The organism is Enterobacter cloacae complex sp. SHL001 (genome assembly GCF_049236825.1).
Classification (GTDB): domain Bacteria; phylum Pseudomonadota; class Gammaproteobacteria; order Enterobacterales; family Enterobacteriaceae; genus Enterobacter; species Enterobacter hormaechei_C.
The window spans coordinates 392,156-410,104 of sequence record NZ_JBMKIP010000002.1; the positions used below are offsets into that span (position 1 = coordinate 392,156).

A 17,949-nucleotide genomic window follows, 5' to 3' on the forward strand; every position below is an offset into this window, starting at 1 on the left:
CATGAGGTCCTTAGCCGATTTCGAATTTAACAAAGCGCCGCTCTGCGATGGTATGATCCTGATTTCAGAGATGATCCGCGACGATTTTACGTCACAGTACGTTTACGCTGAACTGGAGAATCTGGTCAGCCTGGCGCGCGAAGAGATCAATCAGGCACGTCCGCAGGACTGGCAATTAGAGAAGCTGATTGAGCTTTTCTACGGCGAATGGGGTTTCTGCGACACGCGAGGCGTGTACCGCCTGTCTGACGCACTGTGGCTGGACCAGGTGTTGAAAAATCGTCAGGGCAGTGCCGTCGCGTTGGGCGCCATTTTACTGTGGGTTGCGCACGAGCTGGATATTCCACTGGTGCCGGTCATTTTCCCGACGCAGATGATTTTGCGGGCGGAGTGGCTGGACGGTGAGATGTGGTTAATCAATCCGTTTAACGGCGACACGCTGGATGAGCATACGCTGGACGTCTGGCTGAAAGGCAACATCAGCCCGATAGCTGAGCTGTTCAATGAAGATCTCGATGAAGCCGATAACGCCGAAGTGATCCGCAAGCTCCTGGATACGCTGAAGTCTGCGCTGATGGAAGAGCGTCAGATGGAGCTGGCTCTGCGCGCAAGCGAAGTGCTGTTGCAGTTCAATCCGGAAGATCCGTACGAAATCCGCGACCGCGGCCTGATTTATGCGCAGCTCGACTGCGAGCACGTGGCGCTGAATGATTTGAATTATTTCGTCGAGCAATGTCCGGAAGACCCGATCAGCGAGATGATCCGCGCGCAGATTAACGCGATCGCGCATAAACACATTACACTGCATTAATCTTAATTCCGATTCACACCTGAATAAGGCGATCCTATGAAACAAAAAGTGGTTAGCATTGGTGATATCAACGTGGCAAACGACCTGCCGTTCGTGCTGTTTGGCGGTATGAACGTTCTGGAATCCCGCGATCTCGCTATGCGCATCTGCGAACACTACGTGACCGTGACCCAAAAGCTGGGCATCCCGTACGTGTTTAAAGCCTCTTTTGACAAAGCCAACCGCTCCTCCATTCACTCCTACCGTGGCCCGGGCCTGGAAGAGGGGATGAAGATTTTCCAGGAGCTGAAACAGACGTTTGGCGTGAAAGTGATCACCGACGTGCACGAAGCGTCTCAGGCACAGCCCGTGGCTGATGTGGTAGACGTGATTCAGCTTCCGGCGTTCCTCGCTCGCCAGACTGACCTGGTAGAAGCGATGGCGAAAACCGGTGCCGTGATTAACGTGAAAAAACCGCAGTTCGTGAGCCCTGGCCAGATGGGTAACATCGTCGACAAGTTTATCGAAGGCGGTAACGACCAGGTGATCCTCTGCGACCGTGGTTCAAACTTCGGTTATGACAACCTGGTTGTGGATATGCTGGGCTTCAGCGTGATGAAGAACGTCTCTAACCAGTCCCCGGTGATTTTCGACGTGACCCACTCCCTGCAATGCCGCGACCCGTTTGGCGCCGCGTCTGGCGGGCGTCGTGCGCAGGTGACCGAACTGGCGCGCGCCGGTATGGCAACCGGCCTGGCGGGTCTGTTCATTGAAGCGCACCCGGATCCGGCTAACGCGAAATGCGACGGTCCATCCGCGCTGCCGCTGGATAAGCTAGAGCCGTTCCTGAAACAGATCAAAGCGATTGACGATCTGGTGAAGAGCTTCGACGAGCTGGATACCAGCAACTAATAAAAAAACCCGCTTCGGCGGGTTTTTCTTTGCCCGGCGGCGCTACGCTTGCGCGGGCCTACGGGTTTCGTAGGCCGGGTAAGCGCAGCGCACCCGGCAAAAAAAATTACGCAAATATCGTCATCAGATACGCAATAAACAGCGCCATATGCGCCGCGCCGTTCAGCACATTGGTGCGGCCGGTGGAGAAGGATATCTGGCACAGCAGCAATGATGCCACCATCACAATCATCTCTGGCGCACCCAGCGCAAACTGCAATTCATTTCCCGTCATAAAGGCAATCAACGTCACCACCGGAACGGTAAGGGAGATGGTCGCCAGAACGGAGCCGAAGAACAGATTCATCGCCCGCTGCACCTGATTATTGAGCACCGCTTTCAGCGCTCCCAGGCCTTCTGGCGACAGGATCAACAGGGCCACCAGGAAACCGGTAAAGGCGACCGGCGCGTTCAGTTCAGTTAATAGCGCCTCCAGCGGGTTCGCATTCATCTTGGTGACCGCAATAACGGCAATCAGATGCACGATCAGCCAAACCGTATGCCACGCGCTGCTGTGCGCCGACGGCTTACCGTGATGCGGGTCATCGTCGTCGCCGTCGTCTTCATGCTCGTAAACAAACAGGCTCTGGTGCGTTTTGGTCTGGATCAGCAGGAACACGCCGTACATCGCCGCGGAAATCAGCGCCACCAGCAGCGCCTGGCCGGTGGTGAAATTTGCACCCGGCAGCGCCATCGGGAACACCAGCACAATAATCGCCAGCGGGAACAGGGCGATCAGGTACTGTTTAATGCCAAAGAGGTTCATGTACTGGGTGGCAAATTTGCGACCACCTAATAAAAGTGAAAAACCGACCAGGCCGCCGGTAACAATCATAATGATGGAGTAGAGCGTATCGCGCATTAGCGTTGGCGCGGCGTCGCCGGTGGCCATTAATGCGGAAATTAAACTGACTTCAAGAATCACAACCGAAAGGCTTAAAATTAATGACCCATACGGCTCTCCAAGACGGTGGGCTAAAACATCCGCATGGCGTACCACGCTAAATGCACTGGTTAAAATACCCACCAGAGCCAGAATATTGATCCCCACAACCACTGGCAATGACTGACTGCTTCCCCAGAAGAGCAGCACAGCCAGTGCCAGAACCGGGAAAATGAGAGAGGTCTCCTTGTGGCGGGTTTTTACCGCCTCGTGTGTTGCTGTCATGTGTTTCTCCAACAATGCAGGTGCTTGTAATTATAGATAGATTTTAAAGGTATTAAATTAACAGAAATCTGTTAAATACCCTGTATTTTTTACTTAATTTTACCCTTTATTATAATTTTTATGCCTGAGGCTTATAATGCTTTATCTCTATTAAATATTGGTTTAATAACAATGAATTGCATTTTTATATTGTTCATTTCTTTCTGTCGGGTGGCACCCTCGCGTATCGTCGTCCACACTTATCTTTTAGCCAAAAGAGAGGTTAACGATGCCATACAAATCGAAAAGCGAATTACCCGATAACGTGCAAAACGTATTGCCTGCCCACGCCCAGGATATCTACAAAGAAGCCTTTAACAGCGCCTGGGATCAGTACAAAGATAAAGAAGATCGCCGGGACGATGCCAGCCGTGAAGAGACGGCGCATAAGGTGGCCTGGGCCGCCGTGAAAAATGACTATGAGAAAGGGGACGATGATAAATGGCACAAAAAGAAATAGCCGCCAAATAACACGCTGCCTCCATTTTGACATTTCAGGCGGTTGACCTGCCGCTGTATTGCATCTGGCCCGCGAATTGCTTATCGTTGCTCAACTGCTGTTAAAATGAACAGCACAGAATGCCGGGAAGGCGAATTACAGATGTCGCAAGGAAGCATGCAGTGGCGGAGGTGGAATGTGTTAACGCGTGATTTCTTGATGAAGGCAGATTGTAAGACGGCATTTGGTGCTATTGAGGAATCGCTTCTGTGGTCGGCTGAACAACGTGCGGCGTCGCTTGCGGCAACGCTGGCCTGCCGCCCGGATGATGGCCCGGTCTGGATTTTTGGTTACGGCTCGCTGATGTGGAACCCGGCGCTCGAATTTGTTGAATCAGCAACCGGAACGCTGCCTGGCTGGCACCGCGCCTTCTGTTTGCGCCTGACCGCCGGACGCGGCAGCGCGTGCCAGCCAGGACGCATGCTTGCACTAAAAGAGGGCGGGCGCACCACGGGCGTGGCATACCGGCTGCCGGATACCACGCTGGAAGATGAGCTGACGCTGCTGTGGAAGCGCGAGATGATTACCGGCTGCTATATGCCCAGCTGGTGCAAGCTGGAACTGGATGACGGGCGCACCGTCAACGCGCTGGTGTTCATTATGGATCCGCGCCACCCGCTGTATGAAGCCGACACCCGAACCCAGGTGATTGCCCCGCTGATTGCCGCCGCCAGCGGACCGCTGGGCACTAACGCCCAGTACCTTTTCTCGCTCGATCAGGAGCTGACGCGTCTCGGCATGCAGGACGACTGTCTGAGTGAGCTGGTGGTGAAGGTGAAAGCGCTGCTGGAAGGGAACCCGCTCAGCAATACGCTGCGGCCGGGTTTTGCCTGATAATACGCCCGGCTGGCCGGGCGTTTACTGTTATGCCGCCACGTAACTCACGGAATGTTCGAGCGACTGGCTGTGGCTGTCGATCAGCACATCCCAGGTGCCGGTGTAAGGCACCGTCAGCCAGGCCTTATCGTCCTGGACGGTAAGGATATCTGCCTGCGATTGCTTCTGTCCTTTTGTACTCATCAGATGGATGCGGCAACGCTCTGAGCAACGTACCACTACCGTATCCCCGCCAAACAGTTTCAGACTCGTTTTAACTCGTGCCATTTTATACCCCGTCGTTTTTGCCCATCCCGAGCGTGATGTTGTTCACAATTTACTCATTGCATAACACCAAAGGGGCAGGGATGGGATGCTGATTTCGATCAAAAAATGGCGCAACGATTAAACAAAAATGACAAAATCCCTGAAACCTTTCAGCGGACGCGCATTTACCCTGCTTAACGCGCGCCCGGGAAAAATTATATGCGGAAATGGCCAGCGGTCTCAGCAAGGTCGCCCGCCTGGCTTTGCAGCGCGCTGGCCGCCGCAGCAGACTGTACAACAAGTTCGGCGTTCTGCTGCACCATGCGATCCAGGTGAGTCACTGCGTGGTTAATCTCATGGATCCCTTTCATCTGCTCGCGGGTGGCAATGGATATTTCACGCATAATGCCTGACACGCTCCCGACGCTGGCGCGGATCTCATCCATGCTGTCGCCCGCAAGGTGCACAAATCGGGAGCCGGTTGCAACGCTTTCGGTGGTGGAGTCAATAAGGGATTTGATCTCCTTCGCCGCCTGAGCGCTGCGGCTGGCCAGGTTACGTACTTCCCCCGCAACGACCGCGAAGCCACGGCCTTGCTCCCCGGCACGCGCCGCTTCCACCGAGGCGTTAAGCGCCAGAATATTGGTCTGGAAGGCGATGCCGTCAATGACGCTGGTGATATCGCCGATTTTCGCGGAAGCCAGTTCGATGGACTGCATGGTGCTGATGGCCTGAGCGACGACGTCGCCTCCGCGGGATGCGGCGGCAGAGGCCTTGCTCGCCTGTTCGTTCGCTTCTGCTGCCGACTCGTTTGACTGCGTAACGGAGGCCGTGATCTCTTCCACGGCGCTGGCGGTTTCGCGAAGGCTTGATGCCGCCTGCTCGGTACGCCCGGAAAGATCCTGATTACCTGCCGCAATCTCATGCGCGGCGTTTTTCACTGAGGCGCTGGCATCACGCAGCTGGACCATCACCACAGAAAGCTTATCGCTGAAAGCGTTAAACGCCTGCGCGATTTGCGCCACTTCATCGCCCCCCTTATCCGGCAGACGCTGCGACAGATCGTTAGTACCGTTGGCAATGCTGTTCATCGCGTCACGGATACCGGACAGCCGCTTAAGCAGGCGGGCAATCAGGAGGTGCATGAGGGCTCCGCTCAGCAGGGCGAGGATCGCCAGAGACAGTGCAGATGCTTTTAGCAATGACCGCATCCCGGCGGTGGCATCGCCGTTATCGAGCGCCACAACCAGCAGCCAGTGCGTCCCCGGTACGGCGGTGGCCAGGAACGTTTTTTCGCGTCCGTTAAACGTTCCGTCAACCAGGCTGCCGCTTTTCAGGGTGGCAAAATCGGTCCCTTTAATCGTCTCCGTAAAAGGCTTAAGCGTCAGCGCAGGATCGCTGCCGGCAATAACGGTGCCGTTGCTGTCCAGAAGCAGTCCGCTGCTGGCCGTGGTCGGGTGAATACCACGCACATTAGCTACCACGCTGTCCATTGCCACATCGCCCGCCACCACCGCTTTCAGGGCACCTTGCTCTTTAACGGGTACCGCGAACGTCACCACCAGTTTCCCGGTGCCCGCGTCCACATAGGGTGCAGTCACTACCGGACCATCAGCGCTGACGGCCTGCTGATACCACGGGCGAAGGGTGGGATCGTAATCAGCGGGTACCCCGGTTGGGTCAGAAAATTTAGCCGTTTTGCTGGCATAACCCACGTAGACGTTGGTGAATCCACCCGCCAGCGCAAGCTGTTTAAACACCGGAACCGGATCGTCGCTGAGCGCGACTGGCTGCGCCGAGGTGATGACGGTCATTTTGCTGTTCACCCAGTCGGCAATTGCCATGTTGTGGCTGGCGCTGGTGCTGGTCAGAATATCGCGCTGCGACTGCTGATTATCCTGGCGCGTGACCTGAAAGTTAATAATGGTATTAAGAAGAAGGGCGACGACCATACAGCCTGTCGTCGCGGCAATGATGCGGGCGCGAATGGATCTGAACATAAGTGTAATACCTGCTGTGTTGTTTCCATGCCTATCGGCAACGGTGCAGGTAAACTTGATGCTGAAACCGCGTCCATAAGAAAATAATATTTTTAGCGAGTTATTATTAAAAAGTTAATACTTTATCGGCGGAAAGCGTCCATTCAGCCAGCTCCACCAGCGTACCAATTTCCACGCCATCAATCAGCGGCAGCCCGGTAATGCCGCGCCCGTCGGTACAGGTTTTGCACAGTTTGACCGGAACGTTTTGCGCGGTCAGGATCTCCAGCATTTGTTGAATGTTGTAGCCCTCTGCGGGTTTCTGCCCCTTCAGCCCGGCCGTGACGGCATCGGACATCAAAAAGAGGCGCAGCTCCAGCTCACTCTCCTTATCGCGCAGCGCGATTGCCAGGCGCAGGCTGTTAAAAAGGGATTCACTGCCGTAGGCCGCACCGTTGGCGACGATCACAATCTTCTGCATGTTGACTCCTGTTCTTTGAAAAGGCACGAATATTGCTTCTCGTACCGAAGAATACGTATCGGGGAGAGAAACGATGACGATAGTGGCTGGCAGTTCCCCTGGCGCAACCGAATGGTTCCAGCGTGCGAGAATGTTGCGCGAGGAACAGCTCGGCAGACTGGCGCAGCTGGGCGCACTGGTGAACGGCATCAGTCGACTGGTGCATATGCTACAGTGCGAGCGCGGTGCGTCAAATGTCTGGCTCTGCTCGCAGGGCAAATTGTACGCGCCTGAATGCAAGGCCAGCAGGGCCCTGGTGGATGAAAACCTCGCCGTATTGCACCTTCAGTTTAACGAACCGCTGCCGGGCAGCGCCCTGTGCGAACGTATTGCCAGCGCACTGCACGGCCTTGAGACGCTAACGGCGCTGCGTGATGGCGTTACAGGTCAATGCGTCACCGCGCCGCAGGCGATGGAACATTACAGCCGCATACTGCGACATTTGCTCAGTATCGTACCCCAACTCAGCGACAGCATTGACGATCCGCACATCGCGGGCCGATTTGTGGCCCTTTACAGCCTGATGCAGGGCAAAGAACTTGTGGGACAAGAGCGGGCGCTGGGGGCTATTGGTTTCACCCAGGGATTCTTTGACGATGAAACCCGCCAGCGGCTGGTGGATCGCATTGATGGCCAGCAGGCCTGCTTTGAGGTTTTTATCTCCCATTGCACTCCAGACGTGCAGGAGACGTTTATCCTCAACTGCCAGCCGGGTCTGGAGACTGAAAAACTCAGGCGTGAAGCGTGCACCCGCCAGCCTCCGGCAGATAACGGCGATACCGCCCTCAAATGGTTTGCCCTGCAAACCGCGCGCCTTGAGCACCTGCGCACGCTGGAGGAGGTGGCAATTGCCGATCTGATGACGGCAGTTGAGGAGCGCCGCTATAGCGAAAACCTGCACGCAGACGATGAGCACGACGATATCCTGGCGCGATTTCCTGACAGACCGCTGCTGCCGTTGGTGCGCCAGCAGGCGCGTGAAATTGAGCAACTCTCCCGTCAGCTTGCTTCCCTGCGCGACACGCTGGAGGAGCGTAAGACCATCGACAAAGCCAAAAGCGTGCTGATTACGCACCAGAACATGAGCGAGGAGCAGGCGTGGACCGCCCTGCGCAAAATGGCTATGGATAAAAACCAACGCATGGTGGATATCGCCCGTGCGCTGCTTACGGTGAAAAATTTGTGGAAGATACCCCCTGGGGAGTAGTTGCACAGTCAGTGGGCATTTTGTGCCTGATTGAGGTGCGTAATACAGCGCTCTTCTTGCATAAACCCCTTAACGCCGGGGATGAAAAGCTGGCATTACCTTTGCATTAACAGATTAACCATTTTCGACGATGCGCCAACGGCGGTGCATGCGTCTTCGGGATAAAGGCGTCCAGCGGTGCTTCAGCACCGTCGGGCGCTTTTTTTTGCCTTTTTTCAGGAGCAATTATGGCGGATTTGTCGAGACGGCGGTTATTGCAGGCCAGCATGCTGGCGAGTGGTGCGATGCTGTTGCCGGGTGTCATGCAGGCCGCATGGGCGGCGGGGTCAGATAAGCCGGAGCAGGATACCGTGCGTATCGGGTTTATCCCCCTGACCGACTGCGCGCCCGTGGTTATCGCGGCCCTGAAGGGGTTCGATAAAAAACACGGCATTACTATTGTGCCGACCAAAGAGGCGAGCTGGGCGGCGGTGCGCGACAAGCTGGTGGCGGGCGAGCTGGACGCTGCGCACATTCTTTACGGCCTGCTGTACGGTCTGGAGCTGGGTATCGCGGGCAAGCCGCAGCAGATGGCGAACCTGATGACCCTCAACCAGAACGGACAGGCCATTACGCTCTCCAGCGATCTGGCGGAGAAGGGCGTTCGTGACCTCGACGGGCTGAAAAAGCTGATTGCGCAGCAGGCGCCGGGAACCTACACCTTCGCGCATACCTTCCCGACGGGAACGCACGCCATGTGGCTCTACTACTGGCTGGCCAGCGCGGGGATTAACCCGTTTGACGACGTGCGCACCGTGGTGGTGCCGCCGCCGCAGATGGTGATGAACATGCGCATTGGCAACATGGTCGGGTTTTGCGTCGGCGAGCCGTGGAACGCGCGGGCGATTAACGACCGAATCGGGTTTACCGCCGCCACGTCGCAGTCCATCTGGGCCGATCACCCGGAAAAGATCCTCGGCACCCGACGCGACTGGGTGGCGAAAAATCCGCACACCGCACGGGCGCTGGTGAGCGCCGTGATGGAAGCCGCGCGCTGGATCGAGGCGTCAGCGGAAAACAAACGCGAAACCGCGCAGATCCTCTCGCGCCGCGCCTGGCTCAACTGCAAGGAACAGTATCTCACCGGACGTATGCTGGGCGAGTACGACAACGGGGTCGGTCAGCGCTGGCAGGATGCGCACCCGATCCGTTTCTTCAACGAGGGTGCCGTGAGCTACCCGTATCTCTCAGACGGGATGTGGTTCTTAACCCAGTTCCGCCGCTGGGGCTTGCTCAACGCCGCGCCGGATTACGCGGGCATTGCACAGCGCATTAACCAGACCGCGGTCTGGCAGGATGCCGCGACCGCCGTGGGCGGCATGTCCACACCGTCATCACCGTATCGCAGCAGCACCCTGATGGACGGCACCGTCTGGAACGGCACCGATCCGGAAGGGTACGCCAACCGCTTCGCCATTCACCGTAAAGGGGCCTGAGTATGCAGCATCTGCAAAATACAAAACCACAAGAGACGTCAGAGAGCGGGGAAGTGATTGTCCTGCCTCCGCTACAGGTTCGCCGTCGTGCGCCAGCGTTTACGCGTCGGATGAATGATTTTTTACAGCGCGTCATCCCGGCGCTGCTCGGTCTCGGCCTGCTGGTGGTGCTCTGGCAGCTGGCAGCGATAAACAGTAAAGGCTTTCCGACGCCGCTCAGCACGCTCGATTCGGCCATGACCCTGTTTGCCGATCCGTTTTATCGCGACGGGCCAAACGATATGGGCATTGGCTGGAACGTGCTGGCGTCGTTGCAGCGCGTTGCCATCGGCTTCGGTCTGGCGGCGCTGGCGGGCATTCCGCTGGGCTTTTTGATTGGCCGCTTCACCTTTTTCTCCCGCATGTTCAACCCGCTGATCGCGCTCCTGCGTCCGGTCAGCCCGCTGGCCTGGCTGCCTATCGGCCTGCTGCTGTTCCAGAAAGCGGAGCCTGCATCGAGCTGGACCATTTTTATCTGCTCCATCTGGCCGATGGTGATCAACACCGCTGAAGGGGTACGCCGTATTCCGCAGGACTACCTCAACGTGGCCCGGGTGTTGCAACTCTCAGAGTGGACCATCATGCGCCGCATTCTTTTCCCCGCCGTGCTGCCTGCGGTGCTGACCGGGGTACGTCTTTCCATTGGCATTGCCTGGCTGGTGATTGTCGCCGCCGAGATGCTCACCGGAGGTTTAGGCATTGGATTCTGGATCTGGAATGAGTGGAACAACCTCAACGTCGAAAACATTCTCATCGCCATCGTCATCATTGGCGTGGTCGGGTTGCTGCTGGAGCAGGGGCTGATGCTGATCGCCCGTCGCTTTAGCTGGCAGGAAAAATAAGGAGTGAAGATGAAACCGTTAATTCAGGTCCAGGCCGTGAGCCAGCGTTTTTCCACCGCCAGCGGCGAGTTTCTGGCGCTGCAAAACGTCTCTTTTGATATCCACGAGGGCGAAACCGTCAGTCTGATTGGTCACTCCGGCTGCGGCAAGTCGACGCTGTTAAACCTGATCGCCGGGATCACGCTGCCGACGGAAGGCGGGCTGATTTGCGACAACCGCGAAATCGCCGGGCCGGGGCCCGAGCGCGCGGTGGTGTTCCAGAACCATTCGCTGCTGCCGTGGCTGACCTGCTTCGACAACGTGGCGCTGGCGGTGGATCAGGTCTTCCGTCACACCATGAGTAAGGCCGAGCGCAAAGCGTGGATTGAGCACAACCTCGACCGGGTGCAGATGGGCCACGCGCTGCATAAGCGCCCCGGGGAGATCTCCGGCGGTATGAAGCAGCGCGTCGGGATTGCCCGGGCGCTGGCAATGAAGCCGAAAGTGCTGCTGATGGATGAGCCGTTTGGCGCGCTCGATGCGCTGACGCGTGCCCATCTTCAGGACTCGGTGATGCAGATCCAGCAGGCGTTGAACACCACCATCGTGCTCATCACCCACGACGTGGACGAGGCGGTACTGCTCTCTGACCGCGTACTGATGATGACCAACGGCCCGGCGGCCACCGTGGGTGAGATCCTGCGCGTCGATCTGCCGCGCCCGCGCAACAGGGTGCAGCTGGCGGATGACAGCCGCTATCACCACATGCGCCAGCAGATCCTCCATTTCCTCTACGAAAAACAGCCGAAAGCGGCGTAATGAGGGGGCACGATGCGACTGGTCATTATCGGTAATGGTATGGCGGCAACCCGGCTGATTGCGTCGCTCACCGGGCGTGTTCCCGGTCGTTTCGCTGTCACCGTCATCGGTGACGAGCCTGAGCAGGCGTACAACCGCATCCAGCTTTCACCGGTGCTGGGTGGTGAAAAGCAGGCGGAGCACATCTGTCTGCACGATGAAGACTGGTACACGGCACGAGGCGTGACGGTGCTGCGAGGAGAAAAGGCGCTCGCAGTAGACGTCAACGCGCGTGAAGTGCATACCTCTGCTCGCACGCTGGGCTGGGATGCGCTGGTGTTTGCCACCGGGTCTACCCCTGTAGTGCCGCCGATCCCCGGCGGCGATGCACCGCATGTGTTCACCTTTCGCACCCTGGCAGAGACCCGCGCCATCCAGAATATCTCCGGGCCGGCGGTAGTGCTGGGCGGCGGCGTACTCGGCGTGGAGGCAGCGGCAGCGCTGGCGCGAAACGGTGACAACGTCACGATTATCCATCGCGGCACGTGGCTGATGGAACAGCAGCTGGATCAGCAGGCGGGACTGCTGCTTGACGAGGCGCTGGCGAAGCGGGGCGTACGCTGTGAACTCGCCTCCGGCATCACGGCCATCGCTGACGATGCCGTGACGTTGCTCGACGGACGCCGCATCGCCGCCACGCGCGTGGTGCTGGCCACGGGCGTGCAGCCCAACGTCGCGCTGGCAAAAGCCAGCGGCATTCGCTGCGCGCGCGGCATCGTGGTGGATCAGCAGATGCAAACCTCCGTGCCGGATATCTACGCCATCGGCGAGTGCTGCGAAATTGACGGCCAGACGTTTGGCCTGGTGGCCCCCTGTCTGGCGCAGGCGGATATTCTTGCCGCGCGGCTGGCCGGGGAGGTCACCGCGCCGTTTACCCTGACCGACAACGGCGTGCGCCTTAAGGTGACCGGCGTGGCGCTGTTCAGCCTCGGACGCGCGACGGCGCAGGCGGACGATGTGGTCTGGAGTTCATGGGACCCGCTGACCCGTCACTATCGACGTTTACTGATCCATCAGGGGGCGCTGGCTGGCGTGCTGCTGATGGGTGACTGCCGCAGCGCGGCAACCTTTACCGATTTACTGGCAACGGCTGCGCCCGCCCACGCGGACTGGCTGTTCGATCGTTTCACAACGCAACCGCAGGTTGCAGGACAGAACGCTATGACAAAACCTACTCTGGTGGTGGTTGGGCACGGTATGGTCGGCCATCATTTCCTCGAAGACTGCGTTAACCGCAATTTGCATCAGCAATATCAGATTATTGTTTTTGGCGAAGAGCGCTATGCGGCCTATGACCGCGTGCATCTGTCGGAATATTTTGGCGGACGCAGCGCGGACTCGCTCTCGCTGGTGGCGGGGGCGTTCTTTGCCGATAACGGCATTGAGCTGCGCCTCTCGCAGCAGATCGTCGCTATCGATCGTGATGCACACGTAGTGCGTACCGCCAGTGGCCATGAGACTCACTGGGACAAGCTGGTGCTGGCGACCGGCTCGTACCCGTTCGTACCCCCCGTTCCGGGCAACGATCTGCCGGGTTGTTTTGTCTACCGCACCCTCGACGATCTGGACAACATTGCGGCCCATGCGGCAGGCTCTCGCCGCGGTGTGGTGATTGGCGGCGGCCTGCTGGGGCTGGAGGCGGCGAATGCGCTTAAGCAGCTCGGGCTGGAAACCCACGTGGTGGAGTTTGCGCCTAACCTGATGGCGGTGCAGCTCGACAGCGACGGCGCGGCAATGCTGCGTAAGAAAATTGAGGCGCTGGGCGTAGGGGTACACACCAGTAAATCGACGACGGAGATTGCCACCGCAGACGACGGGCTGGTGCTGCGCTTTGCCGATGGTGAACAGCTGGAAACGGACATGGTGGTCTTCTCTGCTGGTATTCGGCCGCAGGACGCGCTGGCGCGCAGCAGCGGGCTGGCTGTCGGCGAGCGCGGCGGGATCTGCATTGACGACGGCTGCCGGACCTCCGATCCGGATGTGCTTGCCATCGGTGAATGCGCGCTGTGGGAGGGGAAAATCTTTGGCCTGGTGGCACCGGGCTACCAGATGGCGCGCGTGGCCGCCGCTGTGCTGGCGGGTGAGGAGAAGCGCTTCACCGGCGCAGATATGAGTACCAAACTCAAGTTGCTGGGCGTGGATGTGGCGTCGTTTGGCGATGCCCACGGGCGCACGCCGGGCGCGCTGAGCTACCAGTGGACGCACGGGCCGCAGCAAATCTACAAAAAGATTGTGGTCAGCCACGACAGCAAAACCCTGCTGGGTGGCGTGCTGGTGGGCGATGCCAGCGAATACGCCACGCTGGTGCAGATGATGCTCAACGGCATCAGCCTGCCAAAAGAGCCGGAAACGCTGATCTTACCCGTATCGTCAGGCAGCGCGCCGAAAGCGCTGGGCGTGGCGGCGCTGCCGGAAAGCGCGCAGATCTGTTCGTGTCATAACGTCAGCAAAGGGGATATCTGCCAGGCGGTAAGCGCGGGTGCGACGGATATCGGCGCCATTAAGCAGTGCACCAAAGCCGCGACCGGCTGCGGAGGCTGTAGCGCGCTGGTGAAGCAGGTGATGGAGTTCCAGCTTGCAGCGCAGGGCGTGGAGGTGAAAAAGGATATCTGCGAACACTTCCCGTACTCGCGTCAGGAGATTTACCACCTGGTGCGCGTCAACCATATCCGCACCTTCGACCAGCTTATCAGCCGCTACGGTCAGGGGCACGGGTGCGAGATCTGTAAGCCGCTGGTGGGATCGGTATTGGCTTCCTGCTGGAACGAGTATCTGCTGAAACCGGCGCATCTGCCGTTGCAGGACACCAACGACCGCTATTTCGCCAATATTCAGAAGGACGGAACCTACTCCATCGTCCCGCGGATGCCTGCGGGTGAAGTGACCGCCGACGGGCTGATCGCCATCGGCCAGATCGCGAAACGCTATAGACTTTACAGCAAAATTACCGGCGGGCAGCGTATTGACCTGTTTGGCGCCACGCTCGAACAGTTGCCGGAAATCTGGCAGGCGCTGGTAGAGGCCGGGTTTGAGACCGGACATGCTTACGGGAAATCCCTGCGCACGGTGAAATCATGCGTCGGGTCGACCTGGTGCCGCTACGGCGTGCAGGATTCCACCGGCCTCGCGGTCAGGCTGGAGCACCGCTACAAGGGGCTGCGCGCGCCGCACAAAATCAAAATGGCGGTCTCCGGCTGTACCCGTGAGTGCGCAGAGGCGCAGAGCAAAGACGTAGGGGTGATTGCCACGGACAAAGGCTGGAACCTCTATCTGTGCGGCAACGGCGGGATGAAGCCGCGCCACGCGGATCTCTTCGCCAGCGATCTGGACGACGAAACGCTGATCCGCACCGTTGACCGTTTCCTGATGTTCTACATTCGCACGGCAGATCGTCTGCAACGCACCAGTACCTGGATGGATAACCTGGAAGGCGGCCTCGACTATCTACGCGAGGTGATCCTCAACGACAGCCTGGGGATCGCCCACGAGCTGGAGCAGGAGATGGCCCGGGTGGTGGAGACCTACCAGTGCGAATGGCAAACCACCCTTAACGATCCTGACCGCCTGGCGCTGTTCCGCACCGCGGTGAACGTCCCCGCCGCGGAGGAGAACAAGCGCTGGCAGGAAATTTGTAATATCGACGAGATCCCGGAGCAGGCGGGCATTGGCGCGCATCTTGGGCGCAAACCGATTGCGCTGTTCCGCTTTGGCAAAACCGTTTATGCCCTCGACGATCAGGAGCCGGGCAGCCGCGCGAACGTGCTTTCACGCGGCATCCTCGGCGATGCGGCGGGGGAACCGGTGGTGATCTCGCCGCTCTACAAGCAACGTATTCGTCTGCGCGACGGGTGTCAGGCTGAGAGCGGGGCGCCTGCGGTGCGTGCCTGGCCGGTAAAAATCGAAAACGGCAAGGTGTGGGTTGGAAATGAAGAGCTGGTGATGCGCGCGGAGGCCTCATGACGGAAACCCGGACAACGTGCCCTTACTGCGGGGTGGGCTGCGGCGTGGTCGCCAGCGCAGACGGTGAAAAGGTGAGCATTCGGGGGGATGAAACTCATCCGGCGAATTTCGGTCGTCTGTGCGTAAAAGGATCTGCCCTTGGGGAAACCACGGGGCTACAGGGACGCCTGCTGCGCCCGGTTGTCGATGGCCGGGAGGTGGCATGGCCGCAGGCGCTGGGCGAAGCGGGCGAGCGGCTGCGGAACATTATCAACGAATGGGGGCCGCAGGCGGTGGCGTTTTATGCCTCCGGCCAGCTGTTGACCGAGGATTACTATGCCGCCAACAAGCTGATGAAAGGCTTTATCGGGGCGGCGAACATTGATACCAACTCGCGGCTGTGCATGTCATCGGCGGTGGTGGGCTACAAACGCGCCTTCGGTGAAGACGTGGTGCCGTGCAGCTACGAGGACGTGGAAAACAGCGATCTGGTGGTACTCGTTGGCTCGAACGCGGCCTGGACGCATCCGGTGCTGTATCAGCGGCTGGTGCAGGCAAAACACAACAATCCGCAGATGAAAGTGGTCGTGATCGATCCGCGTAAAACCGCCACCTGCGATATCGCCGATCTCCACCTCGCGCTCAGACCCGGCAGTGACGCCGGGCTGTTTGTGGGGTTGCTCAATCTGATTCAGGGGCGCGGCGAGTGGCCGATCCCTCGCGTGGCGGCGTTTTGCGATCTGCCTTCAGACGAGATTGGCACCTTCTACGACTGGTTTGTCACCGCGCCACGCGCGATCACGCTCTACACCATGGGGATCAACCAGTCCTCCAGCGGCAGCGACAAGTGCAACGCCATCATTAACGTGCATCTTGTCAGCGGGAAGTTCAACCGTCCTGGCTGCGGCCCGTTTTCGCTGACCGGACAGCCAAATGCCATGGGCGGGCGGGAAGTGGGGGGACTGGCGAACCAGCTGGCGGCGCACATGAACTTCGAGCCGGACGATCTCTCGCGCGTGGCGCGTTTCTGGGGAACGGAACGGCTGGCGCAGACCCCGGGCCTGATGGCGGTGGAACTGTTTGACGCTATTGCCCGCGGCGAGGTGAAGGCGGTGTGGATCATGGGTACCAACCCTGCCGTGTCACTTCCCGACAGCCACGCGGTGTGCCAGGCGCTGGCGGCCTGCCCGCTGGTCATGGTATCTGAGGTGATGCAGGAGACGGACACCAGCCGGTTTGCCCATATCCGTTTTCCCGCCCTGGGCTGGGGCGAGAAAAACGGCACGGTGACCAATTCAGAACGCCGTATCTCCCGCCAGCGCGCCTTTCTGCCTGCGCCGGGCGAGGCCAGACCGGACTGGTGGATCATCGCCCGGATCGCAGACCAGCTCGGTTATGGCGATGCCTTCGCCTGGGAACACCCTCAGGAGATATTTTGTGAACATGCGGCGCTAACGGCGTTTGAAAATAACGGCGAACGGGCGCTAAACCTGCGCGAACTGGCGTCGCTGTCACGAGAGGCGTGGGACGAGCTGGCGCCGTATCAGTGGCATGCCGGTGATTTCCCGCAAAGAACGCTTGTTCCGGTTGACCCCTCCCCGCATGGGGCAGGCGTCGACGAATTGTACCCCTTGATACTGAATACCGGGCGGATCCGCGATCAGTGGCACACCATGACGCGCACGGGGTATGTTCCGCGTCTGATGCAGCATATCGATGAGCCTTTTGTTGAGATGAACGCAACCGATGCGGCGCGCGCCGGGCTGACTGACGGCCAGCTGGCGCGGGTAAGCTCCCCGCGCGGAGTGATGGTTGCCAGAGTACGTATCTCCACCGCGCAGCGTGCAGGCGAGCTGTTTGCGCCGATGCACTGGAACGCGCAATTTGCCCGCCAGGGTAAGGTCAATGCGCTGGTGGAAGGGCGGGTTGATGCCGGGTCCGGCCAGCCGGAGAGTAAACAAACCGCGGTGAGGATCCTGCCCTGGCTACCCGCCTGGCAGGGTGAACTGTATGCCCGCGAGCTGCCAGCGCTGCCGCCGTCGGTCTGCTGGTGGCGTAAAGCCTCACGTCTGACGGTGGCGGGGGAGCAGCCGTTGCTGTCGTGGATCATGGCGTACGCCAGCGGTCGGGGCTGGCAGTTACAGGTGGCACAGACGGGAGAACGCAGCAGCGTGCTCGCCTGGCATCACGGTGAGCTGATGCTGGGCTACTGGGAGGGCCATACGCTGCCGGCGCTGGCGCATGCGTTTATTGAAGAAGCCTTTGCTGCTGCGCCCGTCCAACTTGCTGAACGCCATGCGCTGCTGCACGGGCAACGGCCGGACGAAGATGCCGATCCCGGGCGAATTATCTGTAGCTGCTTCAGCGTGGGTGAAAATACGATACGTAAGGCAATAGCCGGAGGCTGTGATTCTGCCCCAGCGCTGGGCGTGAAGCTGCGCTGCGGCACGAACTGTGGTTCCTGCGTGCCGGAGCTGAAAGCGCTGTTGGGATAATAGTGTAAGGGCGTCGGGTGGCGGCTTCGCACCGGTACGAATTTGTAGGTCGGGTAAGGCGAAGACGCCACCCGACAAATCTTTTC

Annotated in this window: 14 protein-coding genes; 10 read left to right on the forward strand and 4 right to left on the reverse strand. The window is 59.0% G+C overall.

What is annotated here, in order from left to right; translation table 11 throughout:
- Window position 1: 1 nt before the first annotated feature.
- Together sirB1 and kdsA are read left to right on the forward strand one after the other, a co-directional pair.
- Window positions 2–811, forward strand: coding sequence for an invasion regulator SirB1 (sirB1, locus tag ACOTYH_RS07370; RefSeq protein ID WP_063134669.1), 810 nt, complete (start codon window positions 2–4; stop codon window positions 809–811).
- Between the two features lie 36 nt (window positions 812–847).
- Entirely contained in the window at window positions 848–1,702 is an 855-nt protein-coding gene (gene kdsA, locus ACOTYH_RS07375) for a 3-deoxy-8-phosphooctulonate synthase (RefSeq protein ID WP_003856671.1), read from the forward strand.
- A 106-nt stretch (window positions 1,703–1,808) separates the two neighbouring features.
- On the opposite strand, the gene chaA is transcribed toward kdsA, so the two are convergent.
- Window positions 1,809–2,909, reverse strand: a complete 1,101-nt coding sequence (gene chaA / locus ACOTYH_RS07380) for a sodium-potassium/proton antiporter ChaA (RefSeq protein ID WP_003856672.1) — start codon at window positions 2,907–2,909, stop codon at window positions 1,809–1,811.
- Between the two features lie 268 nt (window positions 2,910–3,177).
- On the opposite strand from chaA, the gene chaB reads away from it, so the two are divergent.
- Both chaB and ACOTYH_RS07390 read left to right on the forward strand, forming a co-directional pair.
- Complete coding sequence (gene chaB, locus ACOTYH_RS07385; RefSeq protein WP_003856674.1) at window positions 3,178–3,408, forward strand: putative cation transport regulator ChaB; 231 nt, start codon at window positions 3,178–3,180, stop codon at window positions 3,406–3,408.
- Between the two features lie 177 nt (window positions 3,409–3,585).
- Window positions 3,586–4,281 carry a gamma-glutamylcyclotransferase gene (locus tag ACOTYH_RS07390; RefSeq protein ID WP_017384255.1) on the forward strand — a complete coding sequence of 232 codons (696 nt, stop codon included), beginning with the start codon at window positions 3,586–3,588 and terminating at the stop codon, window positions 4,279–4,281.
- Between the two features lie 30 nt (window positions 4,282–4,311).
- Here the strand turns inward: ACOTYH_RS07390 and ACOTYH_RS07395 are convergent, their stop codons facing one another.
- The 3 genes from ACOTYH_RS07395 to ACOTYH_RS07405 form a co-directional block, all read right to left on the reverse strand.
- Window positions 4,312–4,551: a hypothetical protein gene (locus tag ACOTYH_RS07395; RefSeq protein ID WP_015570352.1), complete on the reverse strand. Its 240-nt coding sequence runs from the start codon at window positions 4,549–4,551 to the stop codon at window positions 4,312–4,314.
- Window positions 4,552–4,745: 194 nt separating this feature from the next.
- Window positions 4,746–6,530 (reverse strand): methyl-accepting chemotaxis protein, encoded by a 1,785-nt coding sequence (locus ACOTYH_RS07400; protein WP_058688664.1) that lies wholly within the window; start codon window positions 6,528–6,530, stop codon window positions 4,746–4,748.
- A 106-nt stretch (window positions 6,531–6,636) separates the two neighbouring features.
- Window positions 6,637–6,990 carry a DsrE/DsrF/TusD sulfur relay family protein gene (locus ACOTYH_RS07405; RefSeq protein WP_015570354.1) on the reverse strand — a complete coding sequence of 118 codons (354 nt, stop codon included), beginning with the start codon at window positions 6,988–6,990 and terminating at the stop codon, window positions 6,637–6,639.
- A gap of 73 nt (window positions 6,991–7,063) precedes the next feature.
- Between ACOTYH_RS07405 and nasR the strand changes: the two genes are divergently transcribed.
- The 6 genes from nasR to ACOTYH_RS07435 all read left to right on the forward strand — a co-directional run bounded on the left by nasR (window position 7,064) and on the right by ACOTYH_RS07435 (window position 17,863).
- Window positions 7,064–8,236, forward strand: coding sequence for a nitrate regulatory protein NasR (gene nasR / locus ACOTYH_RS07410; protein WP_421637645.1), 1,173 nt, complete (start codon window positions 7,064–7,066; stop codon window positions 8,234–8,236).
- 227 nt (window positions 8,237–8,463) lie between these two features.
- Window positions 8,464–9,711 carry a CmpA/NrtA family ABC transporter substrate-binding protein gene (locus ACOTYH_RS07415; protein WP_023296759.1) on the forward strand — a complete coding sequence of 416 codons (1,248 nt, stop codon included), beginning with the start codon at window positions 8,464–8,466 and terminating at the stop codon, window positions 9,709–9,711.
- Between the two features lie 2 nt (window positions 9,712–9,713).
- Window positions 9,714–10,592 carry a nitrate ABC transporter permease gene (gene ntrB, locus ACOTYH_RS07420; RefSeq protein ID WP_032671624.1) on the forward strand — a complete coding sequence of 293 codons (879 nt, stop codon included), beginning with the start codon at window positions 9,714–9,716 and terminating at the stop codon, window positions 10,590–10,592.
- Between the two features lie 9 nt (window positions 10,593–10,601).
- Window positions 10,602–11,390: an ABC transporter ATP-binding protein gene (locus ACOTYH_RS07425; RefSeq protein WP_015570359.1), complete on the forward strand. Its 789-nt coding sequence runs from the start codon at window positions 10,602–10,604 to the stop codon at window positions 11,388–11,390.
- A gap of 12 nt (window positions 11,391–11,402) precedes the next feature.
- Window positions 11,403–15,389, forward strand: coding sequence for a nitrite reductase large subunit NirB (gene nirB / locus ACOTYH_RS07430; protein ID WP_421637646.1), 3,987 nt, complete (start codon window positions 11,403–11,405; stop codon window positions 15,387–15,389).
- On the forward strand, window positions 15,386–17,863 hold the full coding sequence (locus tag ACOTYH_RS07435; RefSeq protein WP_421637647.1) for a molybdopterin-dependent oxidoreductase: 2,478 nt from the start codon (window positions 15,386–15,388) through the stop codon (window positions 17,861–17,863). Before nirB ends, ACOTYH_RS07435 begins: the two co-directional genes overlap by 4 nt.
- Window positions 17,864–17,949 lie beyond the last annotated feature (86 nt).

What these genes read in the sequence shown, in the direction of transcription:
- sirB1 (WP_063134669.1), top strand. Translation starts at nt 2, where the DNA reads ATGAGGTCCTTAGCCGATTTCGAATTTAACAAAGCGCCGCTCTGCGAT.
- kdsA (WP_003856671.1), top strand. Translation starts at nt 848, where the DNA reads ATGAAACAAAAAGTGGTTAGCATTGGTGATATCAACGTGGCAAACGAC.
- chaA (WP_003856672.1), bottom strand. Translation starts at nt 2,909, where the DNA reads ATGACAGCAACACACGAGGCGGTAAAAACCCGCCACAAGGAGACCTCT.
- chaB (WP_003856674.1), top strand. Translation starts at nt 3,178, where the DNA reads ATGCCATACAAATCGAAAAGCGAATTACCCGATAACGTGCAAAACGTA.
- ACOTYH_RS07395 (WP_015570352.1), bottom strand. Translation starts at nt 4,551, where the DNA reads ATGGCACGAGTTAAAACGAGTCTGAAACTGTTTGGCGGGGATACGGTA.
- ACOTYH_RS07400 (WP_058688664.1), bottom strand. Translation starts at nt 6,530, where the DNA reads ATGTTCAGATCCATTCGCGCCCGCATCATTGCCGCGACGACAGGCTGT.
- ACOTYH_RS07405 (WP_015570354.1), bottom strand. Translation starts at nt 6,990, where the DNA reads ATGCAGAAGATTGTGATCGTCGCCAACGGTGCGGCCTACGGCAGTGAA.
- nasR (WP_421637645.1), top strand. Translation starts at nt 7,064, where the DNA reads ATGACGATAGTGGCTGGCAGTTCCCCTGGCGCAACCGAATGGTTCCAG.
- ACOTYH_RS07415 (WP_023296759.1), top strand. Translation starts at nt 8,464, where the DNA reads ATGGCGGATTTGTCGAGACGGCGGTTATTGCAGGCCAGCATGCTGGCG.
- ntrB (WP_032671624.1), top strand. Translation starts at nt 9,714, where the DNA reads ATGCAGCATCTGCAAAATACAAAACCACAAGAGACGTCAGAGAGCGGG.
- ACOTYH_RS07425 (WP_015570359.1), top strand. Translation starts at nt 10,602, where the DNA reads ATGAAACCGTTAATTCAGGTCCAGGCCGTGAGCCAGCGTTTTTCCACC.
- nirB (WP_421637646.1), top strand. Translation starts at nt 11,403, where the DNA reads ATGCGACTGGTCATTATCGGTAATGGTATGGCGGCAACCCGGCTGATT.
- ACOTYH_RS07435 (WP_421637647.1), top strand. Translation starts at nt 15,386, where the DNA reads ATGACGGAAACCCGGACAACGTGCCCTTACTGCGGGGTGGGCTGCGGC.